Annotated in this window: 16 protein-coding genes; all 16 read right to left on the bottom strand. The window is 59.7% G+C overall.

The window, feature by feature from the left end; genetic code table 11:
* Nucleotides 1-12: 12 nt before the first annotated feature.
* Nucleotides 13-957, bottom strand: coding sequence for a nucleoside hydrolase (locus BQ7388_RS05860; protein ID WP_072499984.1), 945 nt, complete (start codon nt 955-957; stop codon nt 13-15).
* Between the two features lie 128 nt (nt 958-1085).
* On the bottom strand, nt 1086-1871 hold the full coding sequence (locus BQ7388_RS05865; protein WP_072499985.1) for a nucleoside phosphorylase: 786 nt from the start codon (nt 1869-1871) through the stop codon (nt 1086-1088).
* A gap of 19 nt (nt 1872-1890) precedes the next feature.
* Nucleotides 1891-2832, bottom strand: a complete 942-nt coding sequence (locus BQ7388_RS05870) for an ABC transporter permease (protein ID WP_072499986.1) — start codon at nt 2830-2832, stop codon at nt 1891-1893.
* An 11-nt stretch (nt 2833-2843) separates the two neighbouring features.
* Nucleotides 2844-3938 (bottom strand): ABC transporter permease, encoded by a 1095-nt coding sequence (locus tag BQ7388_RS05875; protein WP_072499987.1) that lies wholly within the window; start codon nt 3936-3938, stop codon nt 2844-2846.
* Entirely contained in the window at nt 3935-5467 is a 1533-nt protein-coding gene (locus BQ7388_RS05880; RefSeq protein WP_200781438.1) for an ABC transporter ATP-binding protein, read from the bottom strand. Before BQ7388_RS05880 ends, BQ7388_RS05875 begins: the two co-directional genes overlap by 4 nt.
* A 220-nt stretch (nt 5468-5687) precedes the next feature.
* Nucleotides 5688-6806 (bottom strand): BMP family ABC transporter substrate-binding protein, encoded by a 1119-nt coding sequence (locus BQ7388_RS05885; protein ID WP_072499989.1) that lies wholly within the window; start codon nt 6804-6806, stop codon nt 5688-5690.
* A gap of 179 nt (nt 6807-6985) precedes the next feature.
* Entirely contained in the window at nt 6986-7765 is a 780-nt protein-coding gene (locus BQ7388_RS05890; protein ID WP_072499990.1) for a GntR family transcriptional regulator, read from the bottom strand.
* Nucleotides 7762-8538: a nucleoside phosphorylase gene (locus BQ7388_RS05895; protein ID WP_072499991.1), complete on the bottom strand. Its 777-nt coding sequence runs from the start codon at nt 8536-8538 to the stop codon at nt 7762-7764. Before BQ7388_RS05895 ends, BQ7388_RS05890 begins: the two co-directional genes overlap by 4 nt.
* Nucleotides 8539-8551: 13 nt before the next feature.
* Nucleotides 8552-9316 carry a nucleoside phosphorylase gene (locus tag BQ7388_RS05900; protein ID WP_072499992.1) on the bottom strand — a complete coding sequence of 255 codons (765 nt, stop codon included), beginning with the start codon at nt 9314-9316 and terminating at the stop codon, nt 8552-8554.
* Between the two features lie 515 nt (nt 9317-9831).
* Nucleotides 9832-10743 (bottom strand): GRP family sugar transporter, encoded by a 912-nt coding sequence (locus BQ7388_RS05905; RefSeq protein ID WP_072499993.1) that lies wholly within the window; start codon nt 10741-10743, stop codon nt 9832-9834.
* 142 nt (nt 10744-10885) lie between these two features.
* A complete protein-coding gene (locus BQ7388_RS05910) occupies nt 10886-12217 on the bottom strand; it encodes a pyrimidine-nucleoside phosphorylase (protein WP_072499994.1) in 1332 nt (443 codons plus the stop codon).
* A complete protein-coding gene (locus BQ7388_RS05915) occupies nt 12214-12654 on the bottom strand; it encodes a cytidine deaminase (protein WP_072499995.1) in 441 nt (146 codons plus the stop codon). Before BQ7388_RS05915 ends, BQ7388_RS05910 begins: the two co-directional genes overlap by 4 nt.
* 99 nt (nt 12655-12753) lie before the next feature.
* Nucleotides 12754-13674 carry an ABC transporter permease gene (locus tag BQ7388_RS05920; protein WP_062529399.1) on the bottom strand — a complete coding sequence of 307 codons (921 nt, stop codon included), beginning with the start codon at nt 13672-13674 and terminating at the stop codon, nt 12754-12756.
* On the bottom strand, nt 13667-14797 hold the full coding sequence (locus tag BQ7388_RS05925; protein ID WP_009278102.1) for an ABC transporter permease: 1131 nt from the start codon (nt 14795-14797) through the stop codon (nt 13667-13669). The genes BQ7388_RS05920 and BQ7388_RS05925 overlap by 8 nt, the downstream gene beginning before the upstream one ends.
* Nucleotides 14794-16323 carry an ABC transporter ATP-binding protein gene (locus tag BQ7388_RS05930; protein WP_072499996.1) on the bottom strand — a complete coding sequence of 510 codons (1530 nt, stop codon included), beginning with the start codon at nt 16321-16323 and terminating at the stop codon, nt 14794-14796. The genes BQ7388_RS05925 and BQ7388_RS05930 overlap by 4 nt, the downstream gene beginning before the upstream one ends.
* 92 nt (nt 16324-16415) lie before the next feature.
* On the bottom strand, nt 16416-17444 hold a 1029-nt coding region (locus BQ7388_RS05935), incomplete at its 5' end, for a BMP family lipoprotein (protein ID WP_072499997.1).

The raw sequence follows: 17444 nt of genomic DNA on the forward strand, positions 1-17444 counted from the left end.
AACCGTAGAGACCTACATGAATGTCGAAAGCAGTTCCTCCGCCGCCCGATCCCCCGCAACTGCAAGGCAATGCGTCACGAACGGCGCATCAAAGTGATGCGGGCGCTCGTCTACCACGACCTTGCCGCGGCAGTATTGCCCACCACACTCAATACGAGTTGGCAGTTTCTTCAGGCTCACCAATCCCGGATCGATAGCAACCAAGACCGCCAGGGGATCATGGACAGGACAGTGGTCAAAAGCAAAGTCTTGAGTCCGGTAGTAGCCCAGGTAGTACTCAAGTACCCCATGGAGATAGTCAACAACACGGCGATTTGAGGCGGAACAATGCGCACGTAGGAACTCGAGGCGCTGTCGCGTGATGCGAGTCTTCATGGTGACGTCGAGTCCCACCATGGTCAAATCAAATCCTGCCATGATTACTTGATCGGCCGCTTCAGGATCACCTGCAATGTTTGCCTCCGCGACAGGGCTGGTGTTGCCCGCACCATAAATCACACCACCCATAGAGACAACGTTCTTCACCAGCTTGGGAAGCATGGGCTCCTTCTGCAGCGCCAGAGCGAGATTGGTCATTCGCCCTAGGGTAATAACGGTAAGCTCGCCCGGATTCTCACGTGCCATGCGCACGATGAAGTCGCTCGCAGGCTCATCCAAAGGACACTGCTCCGAGGACGGAAGCTCGACGCCCCCTATGCCGTTTGGTCCATGAACCCGCACGACAGGACCGTCCCAGGTCCCTTCCAGAGGCTGTCCCGCACCTTTGGCAACGGGAATTTCGTAAGACAACTCGGCGAGCTTCAAAAGTCGAAGCACGTTATCGGTTGCCTGGTCAACGCTGGTGTTACCACATCCCGTCGTAATTCCTTCCACGTGAATCTCGGGGCGCCTCAGCGCAAAGAGAATCGCGACAGAGTCGTCAATGCCCGTGTCGCAGTCGATGATTGTCCTGATCATTGAACTTCCTTATTGACGGATTCCAAGCCTTGGAAAGGTTGCCTGGGGGTCTTTATGCCGAATTGTTCGGGCACCTCGGAACCCGAGGGGTTAAGCGATTCGAGTTAGATAGTGCATGAATTTCCGAATCAATGCCTGCCGTCCCTTTGTTCCGTGTCGAACTTGGCGATGGTCTCGAGAACGACCTCGATTTCATGGTCCCAGCCATTCTCAAGGCCCACGTTGGCCGTCTCATAGATGACATCAGAGCGTACGAGGTTGCCAGAGACTGCCGACACCATGGCACCACGCACGCCACGACGATGGCAGACGGTGTAGATGGCTGATGCCTCCATCTCGACATTGAGGCAACCGTATCCGCTCAACTTCTCAATCCACTCTGGCGTCTCTCCATAGAAGGCGTCATCACTCGCACCAATCCCGTAGTACACGCCACATCCCAGACTGGGCGCCATGTCACGCGCCGTATCGATGAGACAGCGGGTCAGGTCGAAGTCAGGCACTGCCGGGAAGGTATCGGGCAGATAGAACTTGGAGGTGCCCTCATTCTTCATCGAGCCGGTTGAGACGATGAGGTCACCAATCTTAAGCTCGGGCTGCAGCGCGCCGGTGCTGCCGATACGAATGAGGCACTTCGCTCCGATGTTAATCAGTTCCTCAGCGGCAATTGATGCGGAGGGGCAGCCCATGCCGGTCGAAGTCACCGAAACGCGTACGCCTTTGTAGGTACCCGTAAAGGAACGATGCTCGCGATTGTTGCCCACCAGCTCGGCGTCATCGAGATACTTGGCCACACGGTCGCTGCGGGCAGGATCGCCGGGCAGCAGCACATAGTCGCCAATGTCACCAGGTTGAAGGTGGATATGGTATTGACGAGCCCCGAGAGTCTTTGCACTCTTGTCCAACAATTCCATGAGTTTTTCTCCTTGTTCCTTACTTTTCCTGTACCGCTGCCTGTGCCCTGGCATAGGCCTTGTTCTTCTTCTGGATCGAATAGATGGTGAGACCAAGAATCGTGGCCACATAAGGCAGCATCCTAATGAACTGCGAGGGCAGGGCCAACAATTGCAGGGTGTTCGAGATGCTCTCGAAGAATGCGAACAGCATCGACGAGAGAAGCGCACCGATGGGAGTCGACTGTCCCATGGCGGCAGCCGCAAGGGCTATGAATCCGCGCCCGGCGACCATACCCCGAGTGAACATGCTGAGATAGCCCATGGACATGTACATTCCACCCATGCCCGTAAGGAGCCCGCACAGAAGAATCGCAACGTAGCGAGTCCTGCGGACGTTGACTCCCACGGATGCGGCGGCATCAGGGTTCTCCCCGATGGAACGTATGCGCAGGCCCAAGGGCGTGCGGTAAAACAAGAACCAGGTGAGAAACACCGCCAAGAAAGCGACGTAGGTCACGAAGTTATGGCCCGAGACAATGCTGCCCAATATTGGAATTCTATCTATCAAAGGGATGTTGATAGTAGGAAAAGAGAAGCTGAGCAAAGAGGAGCTCGTGCCTTTCTCGCCCGTAAGCGTGAAGAGGGCCATGACTGTCGCCCCAGCCGCGAAGGTGTTTATCGCCGTACCACAGAGGGTCGCGTCCGCTTCCATGTTGAGATGGAAGTAGGCAAAAATCAGACTAACCAGAAGTGCCACTCCAAGGCCACAGGCGACTCCTGCCAGAAGGCCCCCGCCATAGGCACCGCCTATTACGCCTGCCAAGGCGGAGAGCAGCATGATGCCCTCGAGACCAAGGTTGACGACACCCGCCTGGTTGCAGATGCAACCGCCAAGCGAGGCAAGTAGAATTGGCGTGACGACGCGAATCCACATGTACACGAACTCGGCGCTGAAGATGTTTGCAAGAACCGTAGACATCGTCCTGCCCCCTAAGCCTCGACAGAGGCGCTAACGGCAGCGGCCTCGGCCTGTTCCTTCTCGGCGGCACGTACGACCAGCTTCTGGCGCCAACGCTGGAGAAGGGCTCCCGAAACTATGAGCATCATGATGACGCCTTGGATAATCTGCGCAACGTCGTTACTCACGTCGCTGTTCATGGCCATGATGTTTGCACCCGTGTTGATATAGGAGAAGAAGCAGGCGCTAAGCGGAATCAGGAGTGGGTTATCCTTTGCCAGCAGAGCAACGACGATGCCCGTCCAACCAAAACCGGGAGATGTGGTCCATTTGAAGCGGTTGTACATGCCCAAAAGCTCGACGCCGCCACCCATGCCTGCGATGGTTCCAGCAATAACCTGCGCGCCCACCATGACGCCCGTTTCCTTGATGCCGGCATAGTGCGAAAAGGAAGGGTTGCTGCCCGTCAACCTAAGCTGATACCCAAAGCGTGAGCGGTTGGTAAGGACCCAGCAGCCCACGCAGAGGAGCAAGGCCAGGATGACACCCAGATGGATGTTGGTGCCAGGGACGATCTTGGGAAGGAGACTCGTCGGAGCCAGTTCCCATGAGGCGAGCGAGGAACTCGAGGTCTCCTTGAAGTGGTACGTCACGAGGTAGATGACGAAGAACTCGCACACGTAGTTGAGCATGATCGAGGTGACAACCTCACTGACATCCCAGGTCTTCTTGAGAATGGCAGGGATAAACGCAATGAATGCCCCAGCGAGTGCAGCACCAAGGAGCGCAACGAGGGCATGCAGCCCCGTGGGCATGGGGACGGCGAGTGAGATAGACATTGCCACTCCGGTCCCTATGAAGAATGAGCCCTCCGAAATCATCGAGAATTGTCCCGCCTTGAAAATCAGCATGACCGCCATGGCGGTGAATGTCAGGGGGCAAGCCCCCTCGACGATGTTGCCGATACGACGCATCGAGAGGAACGGTCCCACAAAGAAGTTGTAGAGAGCATTCAATGGGTCGTCGCTCACCGAGAAGATAATCGCCGCAATCACAGCGAGCGTAATCACCATGATAAGTAGGAGTTTTACGGCATCTACCAAGAGATTGATTTGCTTGTTATTCATGCGCGCACCCCTGCAATCTCTTCGTCAGCCTGTCTGTCGATTCCCAACATGAACCTGCCCAAGTCCTCTTCGGTCACTTCGGAGGTGTCTGCAAAGTACGCCGCTATACCACCGTCGCAGAGAACGATTAGGCGATCGGAGAGACCAAGGAGCTCATTGAGGTCGGATGAGACGAGGAGTACGCACTTCCCCTGGTCTCGCAGGTTGCGAAGCTCCTGCCTGATGAACTCAGAGGCGCCGACATCTACGCCGCGCGTAGGTTGATCGGCAATAACAAGCTCTGGGTTGCTCGAGAGCTCACGGGCAAGAACGACCTTCTGGATATTGCCGCCCGAAAGACTTGATATGGGTTGATCTGGTGACTTACAGACGACCTGGTAACGTTCAACCATTTCAGCGCCATATTCTTGGATGCTTTTCTTGTCGAGGAGGCCAACCTTGCCCACGAAACGGTCGCGGTAGCTCTTGTCTGCCATGAGATTGTCAGTGATTGAAAGGTCACCCGCCATGCCCATGGTCATACGGTCTTCGGGAATGTAGCTCACACCCAGTTCGCGCACTTGCCTGATGGACATCCCGGAAACCTCCTTGCCCAAGACTCTGACGGATCCTTGGAAACGCGAGAGATTCCCACTGATGATGTCCACGAGCTCTGCCTGTCCGTTGCCCTCAACGCCGGCCACGCCCAGAACCTCATTGCGCCTGGCGCGGAGTGAGATGCCGTTCAACCGTTGCTTTCCGTAATGATTCCAGTACGAAAGCCCCTCGACGTCCAAAACCACGTCACCCGGCATTGTCGGAGTCCTGTCCATGTGAAGGACGACGTCACGACCAACCATCAGCCGCGAAATCTCGCGTTCGCTCACGTCCCTTACGTCATAGACGCCCATGGTGCGACCGTGACGGATGATCGTGATGCGGTCGCAGAGCTCGCGCACCTCGTTTAGCTTATGTGAAATGAAAATGACCGTATATCCGTCATCACGTAGGTTCTTGAGTTCTATGAAGAGCTCCTGGGTCTCCTGTGGGGTAAGTACGGCAGTAGGCTCGTCCAGGATTAGGATCTTTGCACCATGGAGCAAGGCCTTCAGGATCTCGACCTTCTGCTTCTGGCCAACTGACAGATCGTATACCGGGGCATCCAGCGGAACTCCAAGATGGTACTTCTCAGACACCTCCTTCGCCTGAGCCTTTGCGGTCTTTCGATCGAGCATGACGCCGCGGCGTGGCTCCTGGCCCAACACCATGTTTTCGACTACCGAAAGCGAGGGAACCAACATGAAGTGCTGGTGAACCATGCCGATACCCAGGCTGATCGCCTCGGCAGAAGACGAAATGACCTTCTTCTCGCCGTTCACATATATGTCTCCACGCGTGGGCTGCTCGATGCCGAAGAGCATCTTCATGAGTGTCGACTTGCCCGCTCCATTTTCGCCCGACAGGGCATGAATCTCACCCTTCATAACTGAGAAATTGATATCACTATTTGCGATGACACCGTTTGGATACACCTTGGTGATGTTCTCCATACGCAAAGCCTCTTCGCCGTGCATAGATGCCCTCCCTCAGCCGTCAAGTCGTGCGGTCGGACTGCGGTCGTATAATCCGACCGCACAGGTGCTCAACGGCTATCCATCTGTTCGCGAAACGTATTGGCACGCGCCGCTGCTTGCATGCGCCGTCACCAATGGCATCCTCGGGCGACTTTCGCCCCTCTTTCCTACAAGAGGACCTACGACGGACCGAAAGCTACGCCTTTGCGCCATCACGCATCTTGGTGAGCTCCTCAGTGTCCATGTCGAACGCGCTCTTGGGCTTGATTTCACCGGACGCTATCTTCTGCGTGATCTCGTCGACCTTCTTTCGCGTGTCCTCGCTCACAAGCTTCTGATAGTTGTCGTTGTCCGCCAGCCCAATGGCGCCGTACGCAACATCCATATTGACGGGCGTGCCCACCTTGAGGCTGCCATCCCAAAGACCTGTGGCAGACTTGATGGTGGCCTCATCCAAACGCTTGAGGGAAGAGGTCAGGACGTGCTGAACCAGATCGGGCTGGCTGTCAATGAGCTCGCTGTAGATGTCGGTGTCACAGCCGATGAGAGCCTTACCGGTATTGCTGGAAGCTGTGACGGCGCCCATGATGCTCTGCGATGCGGGAGCATAGACGACCTCGGCACCCTGGTTATAGAGCTGGGTGGTCATCTCGAGGCAGGTTGCGACGTCCTCGAAGGAGCCAACGTATGAGGTATTAACCTTAATCGACTCATCGACGTTCTTGACGCCCTCGATATAGCCAACGAGGAAGTCGTTGATGCCTTGGGCATCCATTGACCCGATGAAGCCAGCCACCTTGTTGTCAGGGAAGTTCTCGAGGATGTAGTTGCCCGCGACGGTGCCGGCCAGGAATCCCGCCTCATTGCCCGGGAAGGAAACGCCCAGGATGTTGGGTACGGTCGAGGCGACGTCCAGCAGGACGTAGCTCTTATCGGGATAGTCGGGAGCAACCCCTTCGAGAACCTCTCGCATCGAGAAGGTCGAACAGACGATCAGATCCCAATCCTGGTCAGACACGTCCCTCAGCGTAGCCTCGTAGGTAGTCTCGTCACGACCCATTTCGACAATCTTGGTCTCGCAGCCATAATCACTCGCGAGAGTGTTGATGCCCTTGGCAGTCGAGTCGTAGAAGCCCTTGTCGCCAAGGTTGCCGCTCACCAAGAAGATCACTTTCTTGCCCTTGGCGCCATCGGACGAGAAACCGTCCTTGGCAGGGGCGACATCAGAATCGGATCCGCCCTTACTGCAACCAGCAAGAACGAGAGCACTAACGGTACCGAGGCTGACGGTGACGAACGAACGACGATCCAGCATTATTCCTCCTAAGTACAAAGCCCTTTACTGGCAACGCTGGGGATGCGACCGCACTCCCACCACACCGTACGGACCGCCTGTAAAAGCGCGGGACAAGCCAGGTCCCTCCTTTCGGAACGAATAGCTCAACGGATGGCACCTACAAACGTGAGAGGGAAGGCGGAGGCTCACCAGAATTGTCAGAGATGACGCTGTGCGCCCTCTCGCCTCATTTCCAGGCGATAGCAATCGCTCCTGAGGTAGTTCTTGAAGTGTCCTATAGGGGCTTCTTTGCCATAGGCAATCTCGCTCAGGCAAAGCACGAGGTCCGCATCACGACACCAATCCGGCGCGCCCTGCGCTATCGTGATATCGGTATGCGTATCCACAACCTGAGACTGAATCGTATCGAAGAGGAATTCATCCATGGTGGCTTCATCGCTGGGATCAACGGAGGACTCCTCAAGGTAGCCGGCTGGGATGAGCCAGATGGACTTGGCGACCGGAGACTGGTCGCTGTAGTAGAGGATGTCAGAGGTGAGCACCAAGGCACCCTCGGGTATGCCCAACTGAACGCTCAGCCAGTGTCCGGCAAGGGTGAAGCGCCAGCTCGCATGATGATGAGTGATGGGAAGAGTGCAGAAGGTCTCACAAGCATTGGTGTAGGTCTGCAAGCCTTCAAGCTGAACTTTGCCCTGGGGGGCGATTTCCGCACAACGACCCTGGCCCTTTATCAGCAGGCCGTCCTCTACAAGGTAACGCATGGCCTTGCGGATGGTGCCCCGGCTCATGCCAAAGTGTTCGGCAAGCTGGCTCTCGCTGGGAAGCTGCATGCCCTCCCGCACCTCATCCGAACGGATGAGGTTATAGAGCGTATCGTAGATGCGCACGTAGAGAGGCATCCCGGGATTCTTGTCGCCGTCAGGAATCGGAATGTCGTGCAGGGCGACCACCTGAGTCTTAGGCTCATGCTCAATCATGCTCGCACCCCCGCCTCTGCCTTGTCGCGAGCAATCAGTAGCCGCATGCCCTCGACGGCCACGTCGATTGCCAGATTCAGGGGGTCCAACGCCCAATTCGCTTCGTCATCGGAATAGTACCCTGCCTCACAACCGTTGCCCAAAACTGCCGCCGCCCGCATGCGCAGGGATCCCGCAATGACAAAAAGCGTGGCGCAGGACATCTCGCCCGCAAGGGCACCTCCTTGGGCATAGGCGTCCCACCTATCCCTAAGCTGGCGCTCCATAGGACCGGACCCAGTCAAGAATTGAGAAGAGAATCGCGCCTTCGTGACCACAACACCCACGTGACTGGTGGCATCTCTCCCCCTCCCCACATCGCAGAGGGCAGCTAGAACGTCTGTGTCCGGCACGGCAGGATACTCTTCGAGCGCATACTGCCTACCCACCCCCTCCATACGCACGGCACCGTTGGGAAAAATGAGGTCTCCCGTATGGACGGATGGCACAAGCGCCTCGCAAGTGTCTACCTTGACAAGGGTTCGCGCGCCGCATTCATGCAGCTCCTCGACTGCAATGCCCAAGGCGGGTCCACCCAGTCCGGAAGATGTGACGGAAACCCTTGTCTGGTCGAGCAGGCCCGTGAAAGTGCGGAACTCCCGGTTGCAGGCAACCTCAACGGCATCGTCAAGAGAGTCCGCGATACGGACGGCGCACTCCGGCGTTGCAGGCAAGAACACGTACTCCCCGACATCACCTTCCTGGATGGCGAGGTGCATCATCTGCTTGCTCATTGCTGCGACCTCCCTAGATCTTGAATCGGTCAGCATGGATAAGCATGCGAAGCCCTGCTATGGCGACCTCGATTGCACGCCTCTCCCATGCAGCTGGATAATCCTGCTTGTCGTTGGAATATGTCCGATAGTTAGTTGCACAGATCATTATCGAGGCGCAGCGCAGGCCTTTGGCGGAACCCAGGAGGAACAGCGGCGCACACTCCATGCTCGTATTCGTTGCCCCAGCTCTCTCATAAGAATCCCACCGAAAGGAGAGCTCGTCATGAACGGGCTTGGTTTCGGGCGCAGCCTCGGTGTAGAAGGAGTCTTTTGTGATTGTGACACCCGTGTTGTAAGGAAAGCCACTTTGGCTAGCTGCTTGCTCCAGGCATCGAAATAGCTGATAGTCCGGAACGGCGGGAAAATCGCGGGGCAGAAAATAATCTCCGGTACCCTCCATTCGCACCGCGCCCCTTGGAATTATTACGTCACCAATCTTTGAGACGGGCGAGCTCGAGGCACAGGAGCCCACTCGTATGAAGGTGTCCGCACCGCATTCGCTCAGCTCTTCAACGGCGAGCGCCATAGCAGGCCCACCAATGCCCGTGGACGTGACGGTTACAGGAACACCTTCAAGAGTGCCATAGAAGGTTAGATAGCCGCCACGATGGGCCACTTCGTGGGAATTATCAAAATACTCGGAAATCAAGGCAGCACGCTCGACGCTGCCGGGAATCAGGACATATCGACCGACTTCATTTGCGCTCACACCGGTATGAAGCAGGCGCTTCCCCATCAGACACCCCCTGATTTCCAGTAGCCATGCATGCAAAATTCGTACGGGTGACTTCAAATCCGTCTAGTGAGAATGTATGACGCATTCACAAACTTGACTATACAAGTTGGTGTGAACGGTACAAATATTCCGCCAACCGGAATTGTTTTAGCTGTTAGTTGGTACTGATAGATTTAACTTGTCCATCCATTGATATGGATAAGTTAAGACAGCAACAGAGAAATAACAGCAAGTCCTACGAATTCGCGTGCGTCATCAGGATGGCGGCCGACGAATGGCCCGAAGCTAGGTGCCGGCTCACCAATGGGGCCATCAACATCTGCGTACAGGTGGCTATCGGCCCATCGAGTGGATTGTTTTTGCAGAGTGCGCCAGCCCCTAGTTAGTCACGCCAGGGGCTGATTTCCAGGTCCTTTGGGTTCACATGCTCTAGCGTGTCCTCATGGCTGACGATGACCTCGTCCGATCTAGGATGCTTGCATGCAATCCACCCTCACCCACAGGCAATCCGAGCGTCAGGCCTTGGTCAGCCCAATAAGAACGCCGCCAAAGGCGACCAGAGCCATGCCCGTGACGACGAAGGCAAGGCCTCGGGCCGACCTGTGCTCGTGGAGCAGGACTAGGCCGCCAACGGTCGACACGATGACGTTCATCTGGGCAAGGGTCCAACCCACGGCGAGGCCGTTCATCTGGTTGGACAGCAGAACGCATGCGTTCGCAATGGCGAAAAGCGCTCCCGCGAGCATGTTCTCCCAAGTCTTGCGTCCGAGAACCGCCTCAGGGCTGCCGACCAGCCTGCCCTTGGATGAGACGAGCCCTATCGCGAACGAGCTTGCGACCATGAACAGTGACTGTGGCAGCAGAAGGTCCAGGGCATCGACGGCAAAGATGCTGCTCGTCGAGGCATAGGCGACGCTCAGGCCGGCGGACAGCATGACGCAGGCCATGCCTCGTGCGTTCGCCGACCAGCCCTCGTGCCCAGGACGAGATGCGGCGGATTCGATGGCGGAAGCGTCCTCGCGAGAGCAGAGAACCACGCCCGCAGCCACGAGCACGAGGGCGAGTAGGCCCAAGGCCAGCTGGGACTGCCCCCGCCACTCACCAAGGAACAGCACGCCAATCGCCGACGTGCCCAGGAGCTGGACGCCAGTGGACACGGGCACCGAGCGCGACACACCCAGGATGCCAAAGCTGTAGAGAAGCAGGGCCTCCGACGCGCTCCAGGCAATGCCATCGATGGCGGCCGCCACGACAAGCCCCGACGACCAGGCGACCGGACGGACCAGCGACATGACAAGGGCGAGAGGCAGCGTAGGGAGGGCAAGCCCCAGCTGCTTGTTTGCGACGCTGCCGCCCACCAACTGCGAAACGCAGCCCATGAGGCCAAAGCCGAACGCGGGCACAAGACCCACCAGAATCGCCAGCATCCCTCTCCCCCGTCCATGTCGCAGACGACGCGCGACGACGTCGTGCAGCGGACCGCATGCGTACGGGGGACGCGACGGCATTCCCGCACCGCCCGCATCCCCCGTGCCCACAGAAATCGTCGTAACCCGGCAGGACTATCGCCTATGCATCCAAGCGCTCGACCCCGTCGCGCGTAACGCGCGCGTGGAACAGCGGGATAGCCGTGGGCTCCTCCGTGCGAATGTCCAGCGCGGAGAGAAGGATGCGCTCCCCCTCGTCGCACAGCGCCTCGTCGGCGGCATACAGCGTTGCGAGCAGGTCCCCCTCAGCGACGGCGTCACCACTCTTCTTGGCCAGGACGATGCCCGCGGAGTAGTCTATCGCGTCCTCCTTGCGCGCACGACCGGCACCCAGCGCCACCGACGCTATGCCACAGCGCTCGGTGTCCATCGCATAGAGCCAGCCAGAGCGCTGCGCACGCACCTCACGGGCCACGCGCGGCTGCACGAGACTGTCGAAGGCGTCGTCGAGCAGGGAGGCGTCACCGCCCTGGGCGGCAACCATCTCCTTGAGCTTCGCGAAGCCCGCTCCGTTGGCGATCTGCTCGCGTGCCATGTGCCGGCAGTCGTCCATCTGCCCCTTGCCCGCCAGGAAGAGCATGTTGCCCGCCAGCTCGACGCAGATGTCGGTCAGGTCCTTGGGACCCCTGCCCTGCAAGGTCGCCGCAGCCTCGGCAACCTCCAGGGCATTGCCTATGCAGTTGCCCAGAGGCCTGCCCATGTCGGTGATCATCGCGACGGTGGTACGGCCGACGTGCTCGCCAATCTCGACCATAGACCGAGCCAGCTCTATGGCGTCGTCGACGGTCTTCATGAACGCCCCGCTGCCGCACTTGACATCGAGGAGGATCTTGTCGGAACCAGCCGCTATCTTCTTGCTCATGATGCTGGAGGCGATGAGCGGCAGGCTGTCGACGGTGGCGGTGACGTCGCGCAGGGCATAGAGCTTCTTGTCAGCCGGGACGAGGTTGCCCGTCTGGCCGATGATGGCCACGCCGACCTCGCTCACGATCCTCACGAAGCGGTCGCGCTCAACCGAGGTGGAGAGGCCGGGAATGGACTCGAGCTTGTCAAGGGTGCCGCCCGTGTGTCCCAGCCCACGGCCGCTCATCTTGGCGGTCTTCACTCCAAGCGAGGCAACGATGGGCGCGACGACCAGCGAGGTCTTGTCGCCCACGCCACCGGTGGAATGCTTGTCTACCTTGATGCCGGGAATGGGAGAGAGGTCCACCACGTCGCCCGACGCGACCATGTCCATGGTGAGCGTCGCAGTCTCGCGAGCGCTCATCCCCCTGAAGTAGATGGCCATGCACAGGGCAGAGGCCTGATAGTCGGGTATCTGGCCCGAGACATAGCCGTCGACGAAGAACTTGATCTGCTCGTCGCTCAGCTCCCCGCCATTGCGCTTGGTCTCGATGACGTCGTACATCCTCATTGGCCATCAGCCTCCCTTTGTGCCGCCTCGAGGTCATGGGAGCCAAAGCCCAGCGGCAGCAGGTCTTCCAACAGATAGGTCCTGATCTGGCGCGGCGAGGCGGCCAGCACCACCCTGAAGCTCCGAGGGTCGCAGAACTCCTCCATCACCTGGCGGCACACGCCACAGGGCGCACACCAGTTGCTGATGGGAAGCCTCTCGGCCCCACCGACGATGGCGATGGCCACGAACTCCCTCGCCCCCTCGCTCACCGCCTTGAAGAACGCGGTACGCTCCGCGCAGTTCGTGGGCGTGTAGGACGCATTTTCTATGTTGCAGCCACGCCATACCCTGCCCTTCGAGTCGAGAAGGGCGGCACCCACGGAGAAGTGCGAGTACGGGGCGTATGCCTCCTCTCGCGCGGCGATGGCCTCCCGAACGAGCGCTACCTCGTCCATCATGCCTCCCTTGACGGGGCGCTCGGCTGGCTGCGAGGTGCCCCGACGGTCTTCCTTCGGACTCCCGTAGCCCGAGAGGTCCCCGTACCGCACGACATGCTAGCGCGCACCCTTCCTGTAGGGCACGCCATCGGCCTTGGGTGCCACGGAACGACCCACGAAGAGCACCAGCACGATGATGGTCAGGATGTAGGGCAGCATCGCCATGAGCTGGCTGGGGATTGCGATGTCACCACCGCCCAGTATCACGGTGAGGGCCTGGGCCAGGCCAAACAGCAGGCAGGCACCGTAGGCTCCATGCGGCCTCCACTTGCCGAAGATGACGGCGGCGAGCGCGATGAAGCCCTGGCCGCTGATGGCCGTCTGGGTGAACTGCGAGACGATGGCCAGCGTGACCGAAGCGCCGCCGAAGCCCGCCAGCATGCCCGAGACGATTACGCAGACGTAGCGCGTGCGCTCGACGTTTATGCCCAGGGTGTCGGCGGCAGCAGGGTGCTCGCCCACGGCGCGGACGCGCAGGCCCCACTTGGTCTTGTAGAGGACGAACCACATGATCACCGCGGCAACCAGGCCCAGGGCGACCGTAACGTCCACGTTGAGGCTCGCGTACGGCGTGCCGGCAAGGGCCTTGTCACCGAAGAGCTTGGGCAGCGTGGTGTAGACGGGGGTCATTGCAGCGTTGTCAAAGAGCCGGCGGCAGAAGAAGAGGGCGAGCCCGGGCGCCAGGAGGTTGATTGCGACGCCCGAGACCGTCTGGTCAGCCCTGAAGGTGATGGACGCGAAGGCGTGGAGGAGGGCAATGATCGCACCGGTGAGGCCTGCGGCCAGAAAGCCCAGCCAAGGGTTCCCGGTGAAGTACGATACGGCAGAGGCCGTGAAGGCGCCGACCATCATCATGCCCTCTATGCCGATGTTCACGACGCCCGAGCGCTCCGAGATGACGCCCGAGAGGGCGCCGAACACGAGCGGCGTCGAGTACATGAGGGTGATGCCGATGAGTAGAAACAGGCTGCTAGGCATTTGCGACCCCCTTCTCCCTGCGCTCAAGCCAATCGGCAACCATGGGAACGACCTGCGAGAGGGCCATGAGGAACACGATGGTGCCAATCATGATGTTGATGATGTCGGATGGCGCCCCCATGACCTGCTGGACGCTCTGCCCGCCATAGATGAGTCCGCTGAACAGGAACCCGGCGAAGATGCACCCTATGGGCGAGGAGCCGGCAATGAAGGCCACCGAGAGGCCGTTGAAGCCATTGTTCTCGAATGCGGCCAGGGTGGATATGTTATGCGGCTCCAGGCCGGTCACTGCCAGAGCGCCCGCCAGGCCGCAGAGGGCGCCCGAGATGAGCATGCAGGTGACTATGTTGCGGTTCACGTTGATGCCGGCGAACTGGGCCGCCTCGCGGTTGAGGCCCACGGCGCGCATCTCGTAGCCCATCTTGGTGCGCTTCAGCAGCACTGCGATGAGGATGGCACAGGCCACCGCGATGAGGATGCCCACGTTGACGTCAGTCTTCACGAGCACCTCGTAGAGCCAGGGGGTCCCCTTGAGGGTGGCGAGCCCCTCCTCCGAGAGCTTCCACTTGGGGAGGATCATGGTGTAGCTGGAAGGATTGACGGCATAGGTGCTCGTCGACTCCGGCTGGTGGAAGGCGGGCACGTTGACCACGAAGTTGCAGGCGTAGAGGCTAATCCAGTTGAGCATGATGCTGGTGATGACCTCGTTTATCCCGAACTTCGCCTTGAGCCAGCCAACGAGGGCGCCACATGCGGCCCCGCCGAGCGTCCCCGCGAGAATGACGAGGGGGACCTGCAAGACGGGCGGGAAGTCGCAGCTGATGCCAACGATCGCCGCGCAGATGGTGCCAGTCACGTACTGGCCTTCGGCACCGATGTTGAAGAGGCCCGTCTTGAAGGCGAAGGCCACGGCCGTGCCGGTCAGAATCAGGGGGGTTGCCTTGATGACGACGTTGGAGATGTACTTGGGCTTGCCGATCATGCCGTTAAACAGGGCCGCGAAGGACGGTCCGGGCGCATAGCCCGCGATCGCGAGCACTATGGCTGCGATCAGGAAGCCTACGGCGATTGCCAGTATCGATGCCGCGATGGGCTTCCTCAATAGCTTGACGATGGTTTTCATTTGCTCCCTCCTCCTGCCATCAGGAGGCCGATCTGCTCCTCGGTGACCGTTCCCTGCTCGAAGCTGCCAACGATCTGCCCGTCGTGTATGACGGCGATTGTGTCGGACACGTCCATGACCTCGTCGAGCTCGAGCGAGACGAGGAGGATGGCGGCGCCGCGGTCGCGCTCGCGAATCAACGACTTGTGCACGAACTCGATGGCGCCGACGTCCAGGCCTCGCGTGGGCTGGACGGCCACGAGCAGGTCAGGCTCACCAGAGACCTCGCGGGCGATGATGACCTTCTGCTGGTTGCCTCCAGACAGGCCTGCGGCCGGCTGGGACTCGCAGCCCTCGGGACGGATGTCATACTCCTCGATGAGGCCGCGAGCGAACTCCTCGACCTTTGCCAGGTCGAGCATGATGCCCTTGCCGAAGCGCTCTTCGTTGTGACGCTCGAGAACCGAGTTCTCGGCGACGCTGAAGGGCAGGACGAGACCCCAGCGATGGCGGTCTGAGGGTACGGTGGCCACGCCAGTCTCGATGGTGTTCCTGGGCGTGGTGTTCTGAATCTGCTTGCCCTTTACCTCGATCGTTCCCGACTCCGCATGCACGAGGTTGTCTATAGCGTCCACGAACTCGCGCTGTCCGTTGCCGTCGATGCCGGCGATGCCCACGATCTCGCCCGCATGCACGTCGAGCGAGAGGCCCTTCACGACCTCGATCCCACGGTCGTCCTTGACGTGCAGGTCGCGTATCGAGAGCACGGTCTCGCCCGGCCTGGAGGGCGACTTCTCGACGTGGAGGTTGACGTGGCGACCGACCATCTTGGAGGCAAGCTCCGCCTCGTTAGTCTGCGCCACGTCCACGGTTCCCATGTAGCGACCGCGGCGAATGATGGTGCACTCGTCGGCGGACGACATGATCTCCTTGAGCTTGTGCGTGATGATGATGATCGTCTTGCCCTTGCTGACGAGGTCGCGCATGATCTTGATCAGCTGGCCGATCTCCTGGGGCGTGAGGACTGCGGTCGGTTCGTCTAGGATGAGGGTGTCTGCCCCGCGGTAGAGTGCCTTGAGTATCTCGACGCGCTGCTGCATGCCCACGGTGATGTCCTCGATGAGCGCGTCCGGGTCTACCTCGAGGCCGTACTCCTCGACAATCTTGACGACCTCCTGTCGCGCCTTGGCCATGTCGAGGACGCCCGCCGTGCCGCACACCTCCTCCCCCAAGACGATGTTCTCGGTCACGGTGAAGTTCTCCACCAGCATGAAGTGCTGGTGGACCATGCCAATCCCATGTTTGATGGCCTCGGTCGGGCTGTTTATGCTTACCTTCTCGCCGTTGAGGAAGAGCTCTCCGCCGTCGGCCTGGTACAGACCGTACAGGACGTTCATGAGCGTGGACTTTCCCGCCCCGTTCTCGCCCAGGATGGCGTGGATGGACTGCTTCCTGACGTCGAGGTCAACCCCGTCAAGCGCTCGGAACGAGCCGAACGTCTTGACTATGCCATGCATCTGCACGGCGTATTCCGGACTGACTTCCATGTTTTCTGCTCCCCTGGCGTCGCATCCAAGGGATGGGGCACCCCGCCATCAGGCCAGGGCGCCCCATCCCTGCGTGCTTCTTGACTTGCGGACTAGAGGCTCGCCACGTACTTGTCGTAGGAGTCCTTGTTCATGGGCGGTACGATGCTGCCATCCTTGATCTTCTCGGAGAGCGCGAGCGCGGCCTGATAGACGTCATCGGCAATGAGGTCGTGCTTCTCGGGGATGCCGACGCAGTCCTCCTTGAAGCCCAGCTCGATGTTGGAGCCGCCCTTGAGGGTGCCCGCCTCGATCTGGGTCGAGACCTCGATGATGGCCTTGTCGACCCTCTTCAGGGCCGAGGTGATGACGTTGTCGGGAGCGAGGTAGTTCTGGTCACGGTCAACGCCGATCGCGTACTGGTTTGCCTCCTTGGCCGCCTCGATGACGCCCGCACCCGCACCACCGGCGGCATGGAACACGATGTCGCACCCGTCGGAGAACATCTTGGAAGCGATCGCCTTGCCCTTGGCCGCATCGGAGAAGCTGTCAGCGTACTGGCCCTGGACCTCGACGCTGGTGCCAGCCTCCTTGTTCGCGTAGTCGACGCCAGCCCGGTATCCGTAGTCGAACTGGTCGATGACCACGCCGGTGATGCCACCGACGAAGCCGATCTTGTTGGTCTTCGTGGTACGTGCGGCGATGTAGCCAACCAGGAAGGAGGGCTCCTGCGCACGGAAGGTCACGCCGGTGAGGTTGGACTGGGATTCGTCGTATGCGTTGTCGATGATTGCGAACTGGACGTCGGGGTTGGTCTGGGCGGAGTGGGCGACGGCGTCGGCCATGTTGAAGCCGATGCCCCAGACGAGGTTGGCCTCGTCGTCGACGGCCTTGTCGAGGTTGGTCGCGTAGTCGGACTCCTGCTTCGACTCGATGTAGCTGACCTCCCAGCCCTTGTCGGACTCGAGCTGCTGCAGACCCTCCCAGGAGCTCTGGTTGAACGACTGGTCCGACACGCCGCCGGTGTCGGTGACCATCTCGATCTTGTAGCTGGCGGCATCGGCTCCGGCACCGCCGGCGGACTCGGTGGTCGAGGCCGAGCCCCCACCGCAACCAGCAAGCCCTGCGGTCGCCGCTAGGGC

Source organism: Olsenella phocaeensis (assembly GCF_900120385.1).
In the GTDB taxonomy this organism is placed as follows: Bacteria; Actinomycetota; Coriobacteriia; order Coriobacteriales; family Atopobiaceae; genus Olsenella_I; species Olsenella_I phocaeensis.

Coding starts and splice junctions, on each gene's coding strand:
- BQ7388_RS05915 (WP_072499995.1), bottom strand. CDS start 12,654: ATGGACGAGGTAGCGCTCGTTCGGGAGGCCATCGCCGCGCGAGAGGAG.
- BQ7388_RS05925 (WP_009278102.1), bottom strand. CDS start 14,797: ATGAAAACCATCGTCAAGCTATTGAGGAAGCCCATCGCGGCATCGATA.
- BQ7388_RS05890 (WP_072499990.1), bottom strand. CDS start 7,765: ATGATTGAGCATGAGCCTAAGACTCAGGTGGTCGCCCTGCACGACATT.
- BQ7388_RS05900 (WP_072499992.1), bottom strand. CDS start 9,316: ATGGGGAAGCGCCTGCTTCATACCGGTGTGAGCGCAAATGAAGTCGGT.
- BQ7388_RS05910 (WP_072499994.1), bottom strand. CDS start 12,217: ATGAGGATGTACGACGTCATCGAGACCAAGCGCAATGGCGGGGAGCTG.
- BQ7388_RS05875 (WP_072499987.1), bottom strand. CDS start 3,938: ATGAATAACAAGCAAATCAATCTCTTGGTAGATGCCGTAAAACTCCTA.
- BQ7388_RS05865 (WP_072499985.1), bottom strand. CDS start 1,871: ATGGAATTGTTGGACAAGAGTGCAAAGACTCTCGGGGCTCGTCAATAC.
- BQ7388_RS05895 (WP_072499991.1), bottom strand. CDS start 8,538: ATGAGCAAGCAGATGATGCACCTCGCCATCCAGGAAGGTGATGTCGGG.
- BQ7388_RS05930 (WP_072499996.1), bottom strand. CDS start 16,323: ATGGAAGTCAGTCCGGAATACGCCGTGCAGATGCATGGCATAGTCAAG.
- BQ7388_RS05880 (WP_200781438.1), bottom strand. CDS start 5,467: ATGGAGAACATCACCAAGGTGTATCCAAACGGTGTCATCGCAAATAGT.
- BQ7388_RS05920 (WP_062529399.1), bottom strand. CDS start 13,674: ATGCCTAGCAGCCTGTTTCTACTCATCGGCATCACCCTCATGTACTCG.
- BQ7388_RS05860 (WP_072499984.1), bottom strand. CDS start 957: ATGATCAGGACAATCATCGACTGCGACACGGGCATTGACGACTCTGTC.
- BQ7388_RS05885 (WP_072499989.1), bottom strand. CDS start 6,806: ATGCTGGATCGTCGTTCGTTCGTCACCGTCAGCCTCGGTACCGTTAGT.
- BQ7388_RS05905 (WP_072499993.1), bottom strand. CDS start 10,743: ATGCTGGCGATTCTGGTGGGTCTTGTGCCCGCGTTCGGCTTTGGCCTC.
- BQ7388_RS05870 (WP_072499986.1), bottom strand. CDS start 2,832: ATGTCTACGGTTCTTGCAAACATCTTCAGCGCCGAGTTCGTGTACATG.